The sequence below is a fragment of the Mycobacterium sp. 4858 genome, from assembly GCF_900240975.1.
Taxonomy (GTDB): Bacteria; Actinomycetota; Actinomycetes; order Mycobacteriales; family Mycobacteriaceae; genus Mycobacterium.
The window spans coordinates 1,046,477-1,062,891 of record NZ_LT968775.1 but is presented as its reverse complement, the minus strand read 5'-3'; the positions used below and the strand labels follow the sequence as shown (position 1 = coordinate 1,062,891).

8 protein-coding genes and 1 pseudogene are annotated in these 16,415 nt (G+C 68.3%); 4 read left to right on the top strand and 5 right to left on the bottom strand.

The genetic code is table 11. The annotated features are described in order from the left end of the window. Positions 1–65: 65 nt before the first annotated feature. The 4 genes and pseudogenes from C1737_RS04890 to eccCa form a co-directional block, all read right to left on the bottom strand. Positions 66–1,493, bottom strand: a pseudogene (locus C1737_RS04890) (AAA family ATPase); the annotation flags it as partial. A gap of 109 nt (positions 1,494–1,602) precedes the next feature. Next, a complete protein-coding gene (gene mycP, locus C1737_RS04885) occupies positions 1,603–2,958 on the bottom strand; it encodes a type VII secretion-associated serine protease mycosin (RefSeq protein ID WP_102417388.1) in 1,356 nt (451 codons plus the stop codon). 29 nt (positions 2,959–2,987) lie between these two features. After that, positions 2,988–4,457, bottom strand: a complete 1,470-nt coding sequence (gene eccD, locus C1737_RS04880; protein ID WP_102417387.1) for a type VII secretion integral membrane protein EccD — start codon at positions 4,455–4,457, stop codon at positions 2,988–2,990. Next, complete coding sequence (gene eccCa, locus C1737_RS04875) at positions 4,454–8,488, bottom strand: type VII secretion protein EccCa (protein WP_199182781.1); 4,035 nt, start codon at positions 8,486–8,488, stop codon at positions 4,454–4,456. The genes eccD (C1737_RS04880) and eccCa overlap by 4 nt, the downstream gene beginning before the upstream one ends. 116 nt (positions 8,489–8,604) lie before the next feature. Between eccCa and eccD (C1737_RS04870) the strand changes: the two genes are divergently transcribed. Further along, positions 8,605–10,071 (top strand): type VII secretion integral membrane protein EccD, encoded by a 1,467-nt coding sequence (gene eccD, locus C1737_RS04870; RefSeq protein ID WP_233214654.1) that lies wholly within the window; start codon positions 8,605–8,607, stop codon positions 10,069–10,071. Between the two features lie 61 nt (positions 10,072–10,132). Here the strand turns inward: eccD (C1737_RS04870) and eccB are convergent, their stop codons facing one another. Next, entirely contained in the window at positions 10,133–11,647 is a 1,515-nt protein-coding gene (gene eccB, locus C1737_RS04865; RefSeq protein WP_102417385.1) for a type VII secretion protein EccB, read from the bottom strand. Between the two features lie 192 nt (positions 11,648–11,839). Here eccB and eccE point away from each other — a divergent pair, with 192 nt between their 5' ends. The 3 genes from eccE to C1737_RS04850 all read left to right on the top strand — a co-directional run bounded on the left by eccE (position 11,840) and on the right by C1737_RS04850 (position 16,408). After that, positions 11,840–13,471, top strand: coding sequence for a type VII secretion protein EccE (eccE, locus tag C1737_RS04860; RefSeq protein ID WP_231980226.1), 1,632 nt, complete (start codon positions 11,840–11,842; stop codon positions 13,469–13,471). A 45-nt stretch (positions 13,472–13,516) separates the two neighbouring features. Beyond that, on the top strand, positions 13,517–14,434 hold the full coding sequence (locus C1737_RS04855; protein WP_369807480.1) for a DUF5336 domain-containing protein: 918 nt from the start codon (positions 13,517–13,519) through the stop codon (positions 14,432–14,434). A 387-nt stretch (positions 14,435–14,821) separates the two neighbouring features. Next, on the top strand, positions 14,822–16,408 hold the full coding sequence (locus C1737_RS04850) for a PPE domain-containing protein (RefSeq protein ID WP_102417383.1): 1,587 nt from the start codon (positions 14,822–14,824) through the stop codon (positions 16,406–16,408). Positions 16,409–16,415: the final 7 nt, after the last annotated feature.

Genomic DNA, 16,415 nt, shown 5'->3' with positions numbered 1-16,415 from the left:
ACAAAAGGGTTCGAACACGTGTCGCGAAGCACGGTCCGCGGCCGCCGCGGGACACGCCTGGTGCACTAGGGGCGGGATCGGTGCACCCGCGGGAAGGTCTGCGCCACCGCACCGGCCAACTGCAGGTAGGCCTCGAACGTGGCGGGTTTGAGCAACTCGACGTCGATGTCGGCGCCCTCGGCCAAATGCGGGTCGAACGGGATCAGGTGGATGGATCGACACCGGGACGCGAAGTGCTCGTAGACCTTGTCGAGCTTCAGAGCGGCTGATCCCGGTCGTGATGCGGAGAGCACTACGTGCGCGTCGCGCACCAGCGCCGAATGCCCGTGTTGCATCAACCAATCGAGCGTCGCCGAGGCGCTGCGGGCGGCGTCGATGGCCGGCGAACTGACCAGCACGATGCAGTGGGCGAGGTCCAGTACGCCTGCCATCGCCGAATGCATGATGCCGGTGCCGCAGTCGGTGAGGATGATGTTGTAGTAGTTGCGCAGGATGTCGATGGTGTGCCGGTAGTCGGCTTCGCCGAACACCTCCGACACCGCAGGTTCTTGCTCGCTGGCCAGCACCTCGAGTCGGCTGCCCGCCATTCGGGTATGACCCCTGACGTCGGCGTAGCGAGTTATGTTGGGATCGTTCAGCAGATCGCGCACCGAGGAGTTGGTCGAGGCGTCGCGGACCCGCTCGGCCAGAGTGCCGCGGTCGGGGTTGGCGTCGACGGCGATGACACGGTCCTGGCGCATCAGCGCCAGCGCCGATCCGAGCCCCAGCGTGGTGGTGGTTTTGCCGACGCCGCCCTTGATCGATAGCACCGCGATGCGGCAGTCGCCAATGATGGGCTGGCGGATCAAGGCCAACAGATCTTGACGTTCGCGCTCTTTGCGGGACTGGCCGGGGTTGATGCGTCCGCCGGTGGCCCGGTGCACCAGTCGACGCCAGCCAGATTGCGGCGCGCTGCGATCACGGTTGACGATCTCGGCCTCGTCCAGTGGTACCGGCATCCGGGCGGCCTGCGGCATGGCGGCCTGGCCTGGCGCGGGGTGGTGCGGTGCAACGGCGTGGTCTTCGGGGGCTGACCGGTGGTGCGGTGCAACGGCGTGGTCTTCGGGGGCTGACCAGCCCGGTGGGGCTGACCAGCCCGGTGGGGGTGGCCAGCCGGGGGGCAGCAGAGGTGGCGGCGGCGGCAACGGCGGCAGCGGCCAAGACGGCGGAGGCAGGGGCGGCCCGGCACGCCAATCCTCTTGTTGCGGTGGCGGTTCGCCGTACCTTTCCGGTGGTGTTCTGTTAACCGGTTGTTCCCCGAATGGAGGTGTTGGGGCCGCCTGGTGTTGCCTGAATCGCTGGCCTGTGTCCCTCGGCGTGATCATCGACGCGTTGGCCAGCTGCCAGGGCGGCAACGGGAGGCGAGGCTGCGCTGACGTGGCGACACCGGACTGCGGCCGGTGCTGCGCGGCGCTCGGCGAATCACCTGTGCCGCGTCCAGCGATTTCGTCGGGCTCACCGATCGATGGATCCTCGTGCGGCAGCATCGTTTTGTCCCCCCGCGATCCGGCGCTCAGTTCGGTTCCGATGGTACGTGCCGTGTCGGGCGTGTGCTCGTGTCGGTCAGCGGGAGCGTCGTCGGGCGGCAGCCAGTGCCGCGGCGGCACCCATCACCGCCAGGCTGGCCGCGGTGACACCGAACACGACGGTACGCGCGTGCTCCTTGCGCGAATCCGGTTGAGCGCCACGACCGATCGATGCAGCGCGCTCAGATCCGGTTCCGGTTTGCCAGGGTGGCAGCTGATAGGTCAGCGCGGCCACCGGGTCGACCACCCCGTACCCGGTGGCGGGGTTGGGTCCGTCGCCCGGCGTGTGCGCGGTGCGCTTGACCAATTCCATTACCTGCTGGGCTGTCAATTGCGGGAAGCGTGATCTGATCAGCGCGACGACACCCGACACAAGCGGAGCGGCGAAGCTTGTGCCGTTCAGCGGCATCAGGCCGCGTTGGCCCAGTTCGGCATCGACGAGGCCCGGGCCGTTGGCGTCTAATGAGGTGATGTTCTCCCCGGGTGCGGCGACGGCCAGCCAGGGGCCGTGCAGGCTGAAATCGGCCGGCAACGCCGAGGTGGTCACCGCGCCGACGGCCAGTACGTAGTCGCTGAACCAGGCCGGCGTGGCAATGGTTTGTACCGTGTCCCAGCCCTGCGTCATCGGCTGGTTCGGGTCGTTCTGCGAATTCTGGCTGGCGCAACGGCTCTGAGCGGAGACGTTGCCGGCCGCGGCCACCACCACCACGTTGCGGTCGAATGCGTAGCGAACCGCGCGACCCAGTCCGGCATCATCTAATCCGGTGCCGACGGCCGCGCAGGCGGCTTCGGAAATGTTGATAACGGTGGCGCCCAGATCGACCGCTCGGGTGACGGCCAGCGCAAGTGTCGCGGTGTCGCCGTAGCCCGTCGACGTGGCATTGGGATCGTTCGCGTTGTTGGCGCCGCCGACCGGCCCATAAACGCTGCTGTTCTGGCGGATCGACAGGATCGCAGCGTCGGGGGCCACACCCGCAAAGCTGTCGTCGCTGTCGGGGGCGGCGGCGATCAGTCCGGCGACCAAGGTGCCGTGCGCGTCGCAGTCGGCCAACCCGTCGGTGGTGGAGACGTAGTCGCCCCCACCTTCGAGCGCGTGCAGCCGCGGGTGGCGGTTCACCCCGGTGTCGATGACCGCCACCTTCTGACCCGCCCCGCGCGAGAATCGCCACGCCGAGCGGTAGTTGAGCATTGCGTCGGCACTGGTCTGCTTGCGGAAGTCGGTGCCCGCCACCACCCCGGTGGGCACGCCGCAGAGTGCTTTGAGCTCGCTCGGCTGCGGCGGAAGCGGTGGCCCCGCCGGTGGTGGGCCGGGCTCCACCACCGGGGGCCTGACGGCGCTGGCCGGCGCGGGGACACCGATGCCGGCGCCCGCGACCAGGACGGCGGCGCACATCCGCGCCGCGGCGCGACGGGAGCTGCCACTCACCAGTGCAGCCTGCCGTAGATGCCCATCACCCACAGCCCCACAGGTATCAGTGCACCCGTGGCGGCGTAGTCCAGGTAGGGCGCTGCAACCGAACACCATTGCCGCACACGGCTCTGTGGCGCCAACGCGCCGGCCAGCGTCGCCGCCGCGGCCAAGACGGCGAGTACGCCAATTCCGGTCAGCCGTAGCGGGAAATCCCCGGCCTGAGTCTGCACGCACACGGCCAACGTCAGTGCCACGGCGGGCGCCGCCAGCGCGGCCCGCTCGGCGAGCGTGCCAACCCGCCGGCTGCGCAGCGCCAGCACCGTCGCGCAGACCAGCGCGAAGGCCAACGCCGCCCATCCGGGGTCGGTGCGCTGCAGCACCGCGCAGCTCGTCGCGACGACGGCCGCCAGACCCGCCAGCAGGCCCGCCCGAGTCAGCGCCACCGCGTGGACCCGGGCCCACACCTGCTCAGCCCCGGGCATATCGCTGCCGGGGTCGTTGCCCTCAGCCGAATCCGTTGGTGTCGGCGTGAATCCCGGCATCGTGGCCCCGGGTCGGCGCTTGCGGCGTGCCTTGACCGGCGGTGCGGGGACGCGCGATAGCCGCGAGAAGACGGTGGGAACGGCCAGTGCAGCCACCGTCGCTATGGTGGCTGCCGGCACCGCCAGCAGCGCCACGGGTACGGCCAGACCCCGACCGAGAAAAGCAAGGCCCGAGAAGCCCAATATCACCTCCGCACCCAAATAGGCCCAGTGCGCGGCGCCGATGATCCGCTGGCAGAGTACGGCGAGGCCCAGCAGGATCGCGCTTGCCGCAGCCACGGCGTAGGGTCCGTGCGGTGCTGCCAGGTTCCAGCCCAGCGCGGCTCCCAGCGCAATGGGCGGCCAGGCGGTTGCGGCGGCGATGGGGCTCAAGCGCGGGGTGCGGCTCGCGACCGTCGCAACGGCGATCAGGCTGAGCGCGGTCAGCGCAGCGCCGGCGACCACGGCGCGGCGGTATGTCGCGGGCGACCCCTCCAACAAGAGGAAAAGCCACGCCGCGGCAGACAGCCACAGTCCTACGAAGCCCATCGTTTGGGCCGTACCGGAAGTCCAAGCCGGGTGCAGCGTCCGGTTCAGCCGGGCGGCGGCATCGACGACGTCGTCGTACAGCGTCGGTGGTGAGAGTGCGCGCTGTTCGCAGAGGCGCAACAACTCGTTGTCGGCGATGCCGATGGCCCGCAGCGTCTGGTCGGGGGGCAGCGGCTCCCCGCCCAGTCGGGTCAGCACCCAAAAGCTGCGACGTTCGTCGCGGGCGGCGGGATCCTCGACGTCACGGGTCTGGCGGGAGTGGATCAGCGTCACCAGCTCGGGCAACAAGGCCGCCACCGGAATGTCCGCCGGCAGGGCGACATCGAGCTGGGTCAGCGTGCCGAGCACCGAAACCCGGATCCGTGCGGGTCGGGCCGCGACGACCGGACGCAGCTCGCTCACCCCGGTCATCGGTCAGGCATCCTGGACAACTGGATCACGCCCTCCTTCATGGTGCGCGAGATCAGCATTCCCCGCCCGGGCGGCATCGGGCTGGCCTTGTAGCCACCGAACAGCGGACCTTCCTCTTTGCTACCGCTCATCACCAGCGCGTTGCAGGACAAGTCCTTGAGGCGACCGACGAACGGGTCCATCAGCGCGCGGGCGGCACCTCCGGTGCGTCGGGTGACCGCAACGCGCAAACCGATATCGCGTGCCTGGGGCAGGTATTCGAGCAGCGGGCCGAGCGGATGGCTCAGGGCGTTGCCACCCAACAGGTCGTAGTCGTCGACCAGTACGAACAATTCCGGTCCGGACCACCACGACCGATCCTTGAGTTGCTGCTGGGTGATGTCGGCAGGCGGGAGTCGGTCTTTGAGGGCACCGGCCAGTGCGGTCATCAGTTCGGTGCACGACTGCGGGGCACTGGCGTAGCCGCCAAGGTATGCGTCGTCGACGACGCCCAGGAGCGAGCGACGGAAATCGACGACGATGATCTTGGCTTGGTCGGGTGTGGCGTTCTCCATCACGCCGGCGGCGATGTTGCGCAACAGACCCGTCTTGCCGCACTCGGAGTCGGCCAAGGCCACCAGGTGCGGCTGTGCGTCGAAATCGACGACGACCGGGGCGAGTTCCTCCTCGTCGATGCCGATCGCGATGCGCGAGTGGCTCAACAGCCCGGCCTCGGCCGCCGCCGCGACGACCTTCCCGCGCTCGACGTTGTGCGGCAACATCCGGACTGGCGGCGCCTGCCGGCGGCCATAGTGGGCGCGCATCGCCGCTACGGCGCCGGCCACCCCGGCCGGCAGATCCTCGACGGTGTTTGCCGAGTCCAGCCGCGGCAGGGCTATCAGGATGTGCAGGCCCTGGGGGTTGATGCCCCGGCCGGGCCGGCCGACCGGAACCAATTCGGCCGACCGCCGGCCCACCTCGCTATCGATCGGATCACCCAGCCGCAGCTCGATGCGGGTGCCGAGCATGTCCTTGACGGCGGGGCGGATCTCCATCCAACGTGACGCCGAGATCGCCAGGTGCACACCGTAAGACAGGCCCTGGATTGCTATCGACTGCAGCACGGGCTCGAGGGCCTCGAAATCGCTTTTGATCGATGCCCAGCCGTCAACGACAAGCACGACATCGCCGAAGCTGTCATGCGCCAAGGGGTCGTCGCCGCATGCTTCGGCAGAAAGCGCGGCCAATTGTGCCTTGCGAGTCCGGAATTCGCGCATGGATTCGATGCCCAGGTCACGAAAACGAAGTTCCCGGGCACGAAGCACGCCCGCCACTTCAGCGACGGTGCGCCGGATCGCGTCGGAGTCCATACGTGCGGCCACCCCACCGACGTGCGGCATGCCCGCCAGCCCGGCCAGGGTGCCTCCGCCGAAGTCCAGGCAGTAAAACTGCAACTGCTCCGGGGTGTGCGTAGCCGCGGCCGCCATGATCAGGGTGCGCAGCGCCGTGGATTTACCCGACTGCGGGCCGCCGACCACGGCCACGTTGCCTTGCGCGCCGGACAGATCGACCATCAAGACGTCACGGCGCTGGTCGTAGGGCCGGTCCACGACCCCGATCGGCATGCGAAGCTGGCCGGTCAGGTTCTGCGCGGCACGCCAGTCGGAGTCGGTGAGCAACTCGTTGACCGCGGGGCTGTCGGCGAGCGGCGGGAGCCACACTTCATGGGCGGGGCGCCCGTGTCCGCGTAGCCGGCCGACCACCACGTCGAGGACGGTGGTTTTCTTCGGACCCGACGCTGCGGGGGTTTCCGCTGCCGGTTCCGCTGGGCTCGGGGCGGGCGCAGGCGCCGCTTCGGCGGCCGGCACGGGCACGGCAGTGAACAGTTTGGGCGCCAGTGCCCCCAACGCGGAGGTGCGACCCGTGCGCGCGGACACCCTGGGTTTGACGTATTCGCCGGAGACGTAGCTGGTATTGAACCGGACCGGCTCGTCGACGTCACACTTGAGGAACGCCGAGCCGGGCACGCTGGGCAGGTGGTACGCGTCGGGCACTCCCAGTACGCTGCGTGACTCGCCCGACGTGAAGGTTTTCAGCGCGATGCGGTAGGACAGATGCGAGTCCAGGCCGCGCAGCTTGCCTTCTTCGAGACGCTGGGAGGCCAGCAGCAGGTGCATGTGCAGGGATCTGCCCAGCCGCCCGATCATCACGAACAGCTCGGCGAAATCCGGCTTCTGGGAGAGCAGCTCGGAAAACTCGTCGACCACGATGAACAGCGCCGGCAGCGGCGGCAGGTCGGCGCCGCCGGCGCGGGCTCGTTCGTATTCGGTGACGTTGGGCAGGTTGCCGGCGGCGCGCAGCACTTCTTGACGCCTGTTCACCTCGCCCGCCAGCGCGTCACGCATCCGGTCCACCAGCGTCAGTTCGTCTTCGAGGTTGGTGATGATCGCGGCGATGTGGGCCAGACCTTCGAGTCCAAGGAATGTGGCGCCGCCCTTGAAGTCGACGAGCACCAGGTTCAGCGCGTCCGGCGAATGTGTGGTGACCATCGACAACACCAGTGTGCGCAGCAATTCGGATTTACCCGATCCGGTGGCGCCGATGCACAGTCCGTGCGGGCCCATCCCTCCCTCGGCGGACTCCTTGATGTCAAGTTCGACGGGCTGCCCTGTGGGGGTGGTGCCGATAGGCACCCGCAGTCGCTCGCGCGGTGATCGAGGACGCCATACCTGTTCCGGCACAATGTCTGCCGCGTCGGCGATACGGAGCAGCGCCATCAACCCAGGGTCTGTCACGCCCGTGGCGGCATGGAGATTGATGATGTGGGCGGCGCTGGCCGGGCGGTAGCGGCCGATGCGTCGCGCTGTGGTCTCCGCCTCTGCGGTGGTGAGCGAGTCGGGGGTCGCGAACCGTTCGGTGCCACTTGCGGTGTGCGCGGCGACGTCTTCGCCATCGACGACCAGTTGAAGGTTGCGTCGAGCCGCGACACCCTGGCGGGGACCGTTGAGATCGAGCACCGTCACGCTGTCCATGCCGGCGTCAGTGACCAGCCGCTCCTCACCGCTGACGTATCCGTCGTCGAGGACGACGACTAATTGTTTGGTTCCCTCGGTCGGCGGTGCGGTGCGGCTGAAGCGGCCACGCTCGGCGAAATCGGAGGCGAGCAGGGTTTCCAGTTGCGCCAGGGCAGGGACCAGCAGCCGGACCGATCCCATGCCATCGCGGGAATTGGGGTGCTGGGCGTGCGGCAGCCACTTGAGCCAACCCCAGTGCTCGCCGTCGGGGTCAGCGGTCACCATGGCGACTTGCACGTGATCCGGTCCGTGGAACGTGCACAGCTCGAGCAGCATTGAGCGCACCAATTGGCGGACCATGTTGCGCTGGCCCTCGAAGGTGATGGCCGGGAAGGCCCTCAGCGACACCGCAGTCGGCAATGCGTGCACCACCGCGTGGGTCTTGACGAATCGGCGCAGCGCCACGGTGGCGACCGGTTCGAGATCTTCGGGCGGACCGGTCTCGGGCGCCAGCATGCGGGTAGCCAGTCGATGGGTGCCGATGCCCAGCCGGACATGGCAGTAGTCGGCATCGGCCGGCCGGCGTTCCCACATCCGCCTGGTGCCAACCACATCGGCCAATGCGCGTGGGTCGGGATGGCTCCACTCCAGCGCGAGGCGCTGGGACTCGCCGGTGTTGTCGACCTGTTCCCGCAGGTTGGCCAGATAGCTGAAGTAGTCCTTACGTTCCTCGTTGAGTTCGGCGGCCGCCTTTCCGGTGCGGCCGCCGCCGCCCAGAAACATGCCGGCCACCGACATGACCATCATCATCGGGAAAATCAGGAACATCGGGTTGCGCGACAGGTCGCGACCCCCGACGGTGACCATCAGCGCGATCATGCCGACCACGGCGACCACCATCATCAGCGGCATCAGGCGCAACACCAGGTTGCCGGGCAGGACCCGCGGGACCTCGGGTGGTGCCTCCATGTTCAATTCCCCGCCGGGCATCGGCGGCGGCACCACCCGCGCTCGGCGAACAAAACCCTGAGTGCTCACAAACCCCCCGACAGTTCCCCAACCCGGCACCGGGACGGCGGCCGGTCTTGGTAGGTATTGTCAGCGTCAACCCGCCCCAATTCCCAGGAGGCCGACGGGGTTTGACTCTACCGCCATTGCTGTCTGACCTCGATCCGGATAGCCAGTCCGAACCCGAGCTGAGCCGGCTGACGTTGCTGGTAGCGACTATCAGTCTCGACGTCGGGCTGCCCGCCCATGTCCCCATCGCCGCCTTCATCGACGACGTGATCGACATCGCCAACGAGCAGCTCGCTGCCCGCGCGCCGGCCGTCGAGGTGCGGTTCGACACCGCGGACGGCTGGACGCTGGCGCCGCTGGGTCGCGAACCGATCGATCCGCAGCGCTCGCTCGACCAGGCGGGGGTCTATGACGGCGACCTTTTGATGCTCGCTGAGACGAAGCGACCGGTGGCCACGCTGCTGTTCGATGACGTCGACGAAACGGCTACCAAAAATTCATCGGCGCTAAATCTTTGGACGACCGGCGATATGGAGGCGCGACACTGGTTTGGCGTCGCCCTAACGGCCGCCCTGACGCTGGCCGCTCTGGTATCGGGCTGGGCCGATCAGCGGTGGGTGCCGGTCGCGGCGTTGGGTCTGGGAGCGGCGGCCATGATGTTCGCTTGCGTGCTCGGCGTGCGCGCGGCTACGTCGCAGCTGTCCGGGTGGGTCGCCGCGGTGGCGTTGCCGCTGCTGTTCGCTGGGGCGTTGTACGTGGTGCCGGGCGGGTTTGGCGCCACTTCCCTGCCGATGGCTTGCGCGCTCAGCGCGCTGGGGTCTGTTGTGGTGTTGCTGGTTTCCGCGACAGGACGCGTGCTGCACACCGCGGTGATCACCGCGGCCGCATTGGCGGGCACCGCCGCGTGCGCCTGGCTACTGTGGCAGCCGCCGGTGCACACGGTGGGCGCGGTGCTGACCACGGTGTCGGTCGTCGTCGTCTACTTGGCGCCGCGGACAGCGATCCTGGTTTCGCGGCTACCGATTCCGCGGGTGCCTACCGCCGGCGAGCCGCTCGACGACATCGAAACCCAGGGAGCGCCCACCGTGGAGGGTGTGGACGCGGTCGGCAAGCAGGTGATTCCCACCGAGGCCGACATGCTCGCCCGAGTCGGCCGGGCCAGCCAGTACCTCACGGGGATCCTGATCGCGGCCGCGCTGACGGCGGTCGTCGGCTGCTATCTGACCGTCGATGCGGGTAGCGAAACCTTCAGGCAGGAAACCATTTTCGCGATCCTGGTGGCCGCGGTGTTATGCCTGCGCGGGCGCGGGCACCACAACGCGGTGCAGTCGGCAACGCTCATCGGCGCTGGGCTAATGATCGCCATCGCAGTCATCGTCAAATCCGCGGTCGACCTGCCCGGCCAACAGTCGGTCGCCACTGTCGCGCTGATCGCGCTGATGGCCCTGGCCGGATTTTGCGGACTGGTCGCCCCGCGGTTGGAGTTCTCCCCCGTATTGCGTCGCCAGGTCGAGATCCTGGAATACCTGGCCGTGGGGTCGCTGTTTCCACTGCTGTTCTGGATTATTCGGTTGTACGCGTTCTTTCGGGAGCTGCGGGTCTGACTGGCCGCAAAGTCAGGTGACAGGCCCGCTGCCCCAAAGCGCACACGGTCGCCGGTGGCTGTCAGCGGCTCGGCGGCTGGACCTTCACGCTGTGAGGGTCAGCCGCTACGCCGTCATGTGCGATCAAGGCCGCCTCCTGCGACAGCTCAGGACCCGACGGCAGCAGCGACAGGGCCGGCCAGGGTGCGAGTTGAGGCGCATCGGCCGGTCGATCGGGCGCCTTCACACCGGTCACGCCGAGCGCCTCTGCGGACTGAGCGTCTTTGATGTGATACCGCACTCCGGTGTCGGAGATGTAGTAGAGCTGGCCAACCCGGTGGCTGTCGGGCTCACCGCCCGTCGCCTGCACATACTCCCCGCTGCCCGGCGGCAAATAGACGTCGCCGGCATGGGCGCCGTCGCTACCGGCGCCTGCCAACGTTACGCTCTGAGCGCCGTCGGGCATAGGCAACCGGTGCCCGACGAATAACCTAATCGCCGCCAGCGCAGCGGTATTGGGTCGTTGCCAGGCCATGCAGACCACCCGATCCGGGTCAACCGGCAGGATCTGCGGCGAAACCGAGGGGTAACGGTCGACCGGCAGCCGATGCACGACCGGTGCCGCCGCCACCACAGCGGGGGCGATCACCCGTGCGTCGCGCGTGGATACCTCGGCGGTGTCGGGTTCGCCGTAGCGAATGATGTCGGCGGTGGCGGCCGAGACGGGCTGCACTCCTTCACGCAGCACGACATAGCGTTGTTCGCCGCGGGAGTCGACGGTCTTGACAATGGAGCCGACCGGATATCCCGGCCCCAGCGCCGCGCTGGCCTCGCCGATCCCGTCGATGGCGACCGGGGCGATCGGTTCGACCATCGGGAACGCGTTGAGTAACCCGCGCGAGATCGGACGTGTCGGCGCGCCCTGCAGGTGAAGTCCATTGAGCACAGCAGGGTTTGACAGGTCGATCGGCGCGCGGACGCCGTCGTAGATGAGGTAGCTGGTGCCGCCGACGGCAGTCAGGATCGCCTGCGCGGGGTCAGCCGCGCGGACGTTGCCGCCGAGTACCGGGGAAACGGCCAACACCGTGGTGTCCACGGTGGCCGCGCCGGTCGGTTCAGTCACCGCGGGAGACTGCACGGTGTCGCAGACGGTCCACGATGAGGTGGTCATGTCGGCGCCGCCACGGATGCTGGTCGGCGCGCCGACGATGCCGACCATCGAGCCGCGGGGCAACACGTTGAGGAACTTGTCGTCGACTTCTTTCGGCTTGTCGTTCTTCCCCACGATCAGCCGCGCCGAGGCGAGATTGAGCACCGGGTGCAGCCGGCCGCCGATGCGGACGAACAGCGCACCGCTCGACTTGCTGAGCAAGATCGTTGCGTCGCCGAAGTTCGGCGCCGGTTTGAAGAAGGCGAGCACCGCGCACGCGCCGGTGACGAGTACCGCCGTGAACAGACCGACCAGAAGGGCGCGTATCTGGCCGCGCATCGGGTCGTGGATCATTCGCGAGTCGCCGCGGATCAGCGCGTGTTCAAGGCGCCGGATCAAAAATCGGTATCCGTTGACCTGCGCGCGCGTGGTAACTTGCGCTGGCATCGCCCCTCCCCCGTCACCGTCTGGCAGGCTGCCTTGCGACGGTACGGTATAGCACGATCAGGTTAATCATGGTGCGGCCGTTGCTTCTTCGCAGCGAACAGGAGGTCAACAGTGTCCTCTGGGAGGCAGCTCGCGTCGCAGACGATCACGGGAGCGTCGCCAGACTACGGCCCGCGCACGAGCGGGAGTGACGTGAGGGTGCAGCGCTGGTTACCGCTGAGTGAATTGCTCACGGCGGAGGTTTCGGTTGCCGCCGGCATGCTGACCGCGGCATGGCTGGACGTGTCGGGGTGGTGGGGCGCGGCCGCAGGTCTAGCGCTGGGCTGCGCAATCGTGGCGCCGGTGCGCGGCGACACGCTGCCCGCCCGGATCGCCCATCACGCCGGATACGTCGCCGACCGTGGCCTTCGCGCGCGCAAACCCGTGGTCGCCGATCCGTTCGACGTCCAGACCGGCGAAGACGAGCAGATCGGATTCCGCTGGGACGGTGCCACATTACTGTCGGTGCTGAAGATTGAGGACAACCCGCGGGAGATGACCGTCCTGGAACCGGGTATGACGGTGTCGGGCGAGATGGTGCCAGTGGGCTTGCTGGCCGACTGCCTGCGCCAGTCAGACATCACCGTGGCCGCTATCGACATCATCAGCCAGGGAGCCCGCTCATACGGCCACACCCGCGTGGCCGCGATCTACGACGCGACATTGGGCCCCTTGCCCGCCATCGCGCAGCGCAGCGTCTTCGTCGTGGTGCGTCTCGATCCGTCGCGGTGCGCCGACGCGGTGCGCCGCCGCGGCGGCGGCCGGGAAGGCATTCTGCGCACCGCCACCACCGCCACCCGCCGGGTGGCGCGTCGGCTGGTCGAAGCAGGTCTGCGACCGCACATCCTCAACGCCAGCGGGATCGCACGCGCCACCAATCAGCTCGGCGACGGGGTCAACCTGACCACGGTCGAGGAAACGCGAGACATGTGCCGCGATGGGCATTTCCGGCTGACCAGCTTCGCCGTCGCGCCTGATTCGCTGAACACCGCGGGCCTGGCAATGCCGTGGACCGTTTCCAGTTACTCGACGACGGTTTGCCTGTCATTGCGCGCAGGAACCGCGCGGGAGCAGGTGATGATTCGCGGCTTGGTCCGTTTCGACGGTGATGCCGCGCAACCACTTGTCCGCCACGCCGGTCTGATCCACTTGCGGGGGTTACAGTTCTCCGCCCTCACCGCCAGCCTCCCGGTTTCGCAACCGGCCCGCTCGACGGGGCATTGGGTCGACGCCGCGAACTGCGACGCGGCTGGGCTGGCGGTGCCGGCATCGGGGTGCGGTCAGGTCATCGGCGCCGACGAGCAGGGCCGCGCGGTGGCGGTGCCGCTGTTCGGGCCGCAGATCAGTCGCGTCGAGATTCGCGGCACGCTTCACCTCGCGCAGCAGGTGGTACTGCGGTCGCTGGCATTGGGCGCGCGAGTGCTGGTGCACAGCGGGAGGCCCGGCCGGTGGCGGCACATGGTGGACGAGGTCGACTGCCCCGATCTGTTGTGGGTCACGGACTTCGACCGCGGCACAATGCAAGCCGGGGCCAACCGCGACTACACCGTCGAGATGTTCGACGGGGTGGCTGAGCGGACGGTACGGGCGGGGGTGACCAGCATGACGGTCGCCCCGCCGACGACGTCGCTCACGTCCTCGACCGCTGATGTCACCCTTGACTTGATCTCCGTGGAGGATGCCGTCGTCGAGGTGCACACCCGCGCAGGTTCGGCGCTGGTGACCATGGTGGCCACCGATGAGGAGATGCGCTACCTCGACACCGCCGACAGCGACAGCGACTGAGCCCGCATCCTGGCCACCTGGCTGCACCGGGGCTGGTGCGCTAGCGTGGACCCGCAGTCAACGGCAACGAATTCCCAAAGCGCGGGAGTGACCGTGGTCTATTCGCGTGGTACTACTCAGGATCGCACGTCCTATCGGCCCGCCACCCGGCCAAGCGCTGGAAGCATCGGCCAATCCGGCACTGAAACCCGGTCGCAGCGCCGACTTTTCCTGGTTGTGGCGGTCCTTGGGCTGGCCGCCTACCTCCTCGGCTTCAGCCCCGTGGTCCACGGCGGCGGAGCCGACGGATGGAGTGTGCGGTTCGCATCGTTGGCGGCACTGGGCGCCGGATTCGCGCTGTTGCCGCGGCAGGAGCCGCACGAACTTGCGGTCGCAGCATTGGCCGCAATGGGGTTCCTCGATGCGCTCTCGTCGAGTGTTCTGGGGACGGACCGCGGATGGCCACTTATCGTCATGGCGGTGCTCAACAGCGCGCAGGCCACCGCCGCGGTGGCCGCGTTGTTACGCCGGCGCGCCGGCACAGGCGCCGGTTACGCCGGCTATGAAGCGTACGTCGACTACTACAACCAGCTCGCGCGGTACTACAGCGCGCAGGCGCCGTCGGCGCCCATGCCGTCACCGCAGTCTGCCCAATCGAGCGCCGACGCCCAGCGTTCGGCCGAGCACCCTGCTTCGGCCCCTGGCCAACCTTTGGCGGACGAACGATTGGCCGCACCGGATCCGGTAGGGGCGATGTCACAGCAGAGCAGCTCTGCCAATCCCGCCGGCGCCGGGCGCACGATGCACGGTGGATCCGCGTGGTCACCAGCCGAATACGGTCAACCCGTACCGTCGGATTCCCCAGTACCGCACGGCCCGTTCGCAATACATACCGGCCTGCCCAGCGCCGCGTCGTCTTGCGCGCCCGCCGGCGCGGCCGAGGAGGACACCCAGCGAACTTGGCCACCGTCCGCTGCACCGTAAGCAGCTACGGCCGGCGGATCGGCTCAGACAAAACCGGAGTGCCTTAATCGCGACCTTTCATTCGCGCCGTCCGACCTCGCCCGGTTCCCGCCACGCGCCCCGTTTCACTGTGTGATGCTGCCGCAGCCCGGCACAGCCAGATGATCAGGATGCGGATATATCTGCCGTTTTGTTCCGCATATACAGGAATATCACAGGGTATACACCGTATTCGAGTAACGATATCGGCCTACGATCTGCCTGCAGACCGGCCCGCCGGCGGCCCCGGGACCGCGTGCATCGAGCGGCTTCGGGCATGACGGTGGGTCTCGGCCGAAAGGACCCAGCGCTGACTTCTCTCCCTGACAACCCTGGCCGGCGACCGCGGCAGGGATCGACGAACCGGCGATGACGGCACCGATCTGGATCGCCTTCCCGCCGGAGGTCCATTCGACGCTGTTGTTCAGCGGTCCGGGACCCGGGCCGCTGCTGGCCGCGGCCGGCGCCTGGAACTCGTTGAGCGCCGAGTATGCCGCGGTCGCCGGTGACCTCGACGCGCTCCTCGGTGCGGTCCAGGCCGGCGCGTGGGACGGGCCAAGCGGCGCGCGATACGTGGCCGCCCACGTGCCGTACCTCGGCTGGCTGCTGCAGTCCAGCGCCGACAGCGCCGGGATGGCCGCCCAACACGAGGCGGCCGCGACGGCATACACCGCGGCGTTGGCAGCGATGCCGACACCGGGTGAGCTGGCCGCCAACCACGCCATGCATGCCGTGCTGGTGGCGACCAACTTCTTCGGCGTCAACACGATTCCGATCGCGCTGAACGAGGCCGACTACTCGCGAATGTGGGTTCAGGCCGCCACGACCATGAGCACCTACCAGGCGGTGTCCACGGCGGCGGTTGCCGCGGCCCCGCGCGCCACGGCGGCACCACGAATCGTGCACGCGGACATGGGCACCGGCAGCATGGATTCCGGTTCCGGAATGAGCGGTGGCTCGGGGATGAGCGGCGGCAACCCCTACATCACGGGAACCTCACTCCCCCAAAATCTGCAGGAGTGGCTCGAAGCGCTGTTTCCGTTCAATCCCTTTTCGCCGCAAGGCTGGTCGATGCACCCGAGCCTGTCGATGTTCCTCTCGCGCGTGGAGACCTTGATTCCCATGTATGCGCACAACCCGGCGCAGCTGCTCGAGACCATCGTGATGCTCGCTCTGCAGTTCGTGATTCACCGAACGCTCGTGCTGATCAACCTTCTGCTGTTCAACCCGGCGGGATTGCTGAGTTTCTTCCTGAGCAACCCGGTCTATACCCTTGGGCTGGTGGCCCCGGTCGTGGTGCTTCCCGCCGGAGCGTCGGCCGGCTTGGCGGGGCTGGCGGGCCTCGCTGCCACGACGCCCGTCCCCGCGTCGGCTCCGATCCCCCTGCCGGCCAATACGTTTCCTTTCACCCAGGCGCCTCCGCCTCCTGCGGTAGCCACCGCACCGGCGGTCGGTCCCGCCCCGTTGCACACATCCGCCCCGGTGCCGACACCCACACCGGCCGCTGCGGCTGCGTCGGCCGCCCCACCCGGGCCGCCCCCCTCGGTCGTGGGGCCGGAAAGTGCCATGAGCACAGAGCATTTCGTATCGCCGTACCTGGTGGGTGCGCTTGGCACCGGGTCCGACGCCGACGTTGCGGGCAGGGCGCGAAACGCGGCCGTGGCCGCCGTCGGGACTGAGGCGACCGCGCCGGCCAAGACTGCAGAGCCGCAGCAGCTGCGGCGGCGTCGACGAGCCGCACCTGGCCGCACACACCGCGGTTACCGTTACGAATTCCTCGACCCCGAACCAGAATTGACTGACGCGAGCAAAGCGCCCCTGGCTTCCGTGACCGTCTCGCACGACGGGGCGGGTCAGCTGGGCGCCGCCGGATTGACCAGGCTGGCCGTCGACAGATTCGGCGGCGGAGTGACCGCCCCCATGCTGCCCGGCAACTGGAGAGCCGGGTCCGACTGAGGCAAAA

Excerpts from the sequence above, each read along its gene's own strand:
- mycP (WP_102417388.1), bottom strand. The coding sequence starts at position 2,958 with ATGTGCGCCGCCGTCCTGGTCGCGGGCGCCGGCATCGGTGTCCCCGCG.
- eccD (WP_102417387.1), bottom strand. The coding sequence starts at position 4,457 with ATGACCGGGGTGAGCGAGCTGCGTCCGGTCGTCGCGGCCCGACCCGCA.
- eccB (WP_102417385.1), bottom strand. The coding sequence starts at position 11,647 with ATGCCAGCGCAAGTTACCACGCGCGCGCAGGTCAACGGATACCGATTT.
- C1737_RS04850 (WP_102417383.1), top strand. The coding sequence starts at position 14,822 with ATGACGGCACCGATCTGGATCGCCTTCCCGCCGGAGGTCCATTCGACG.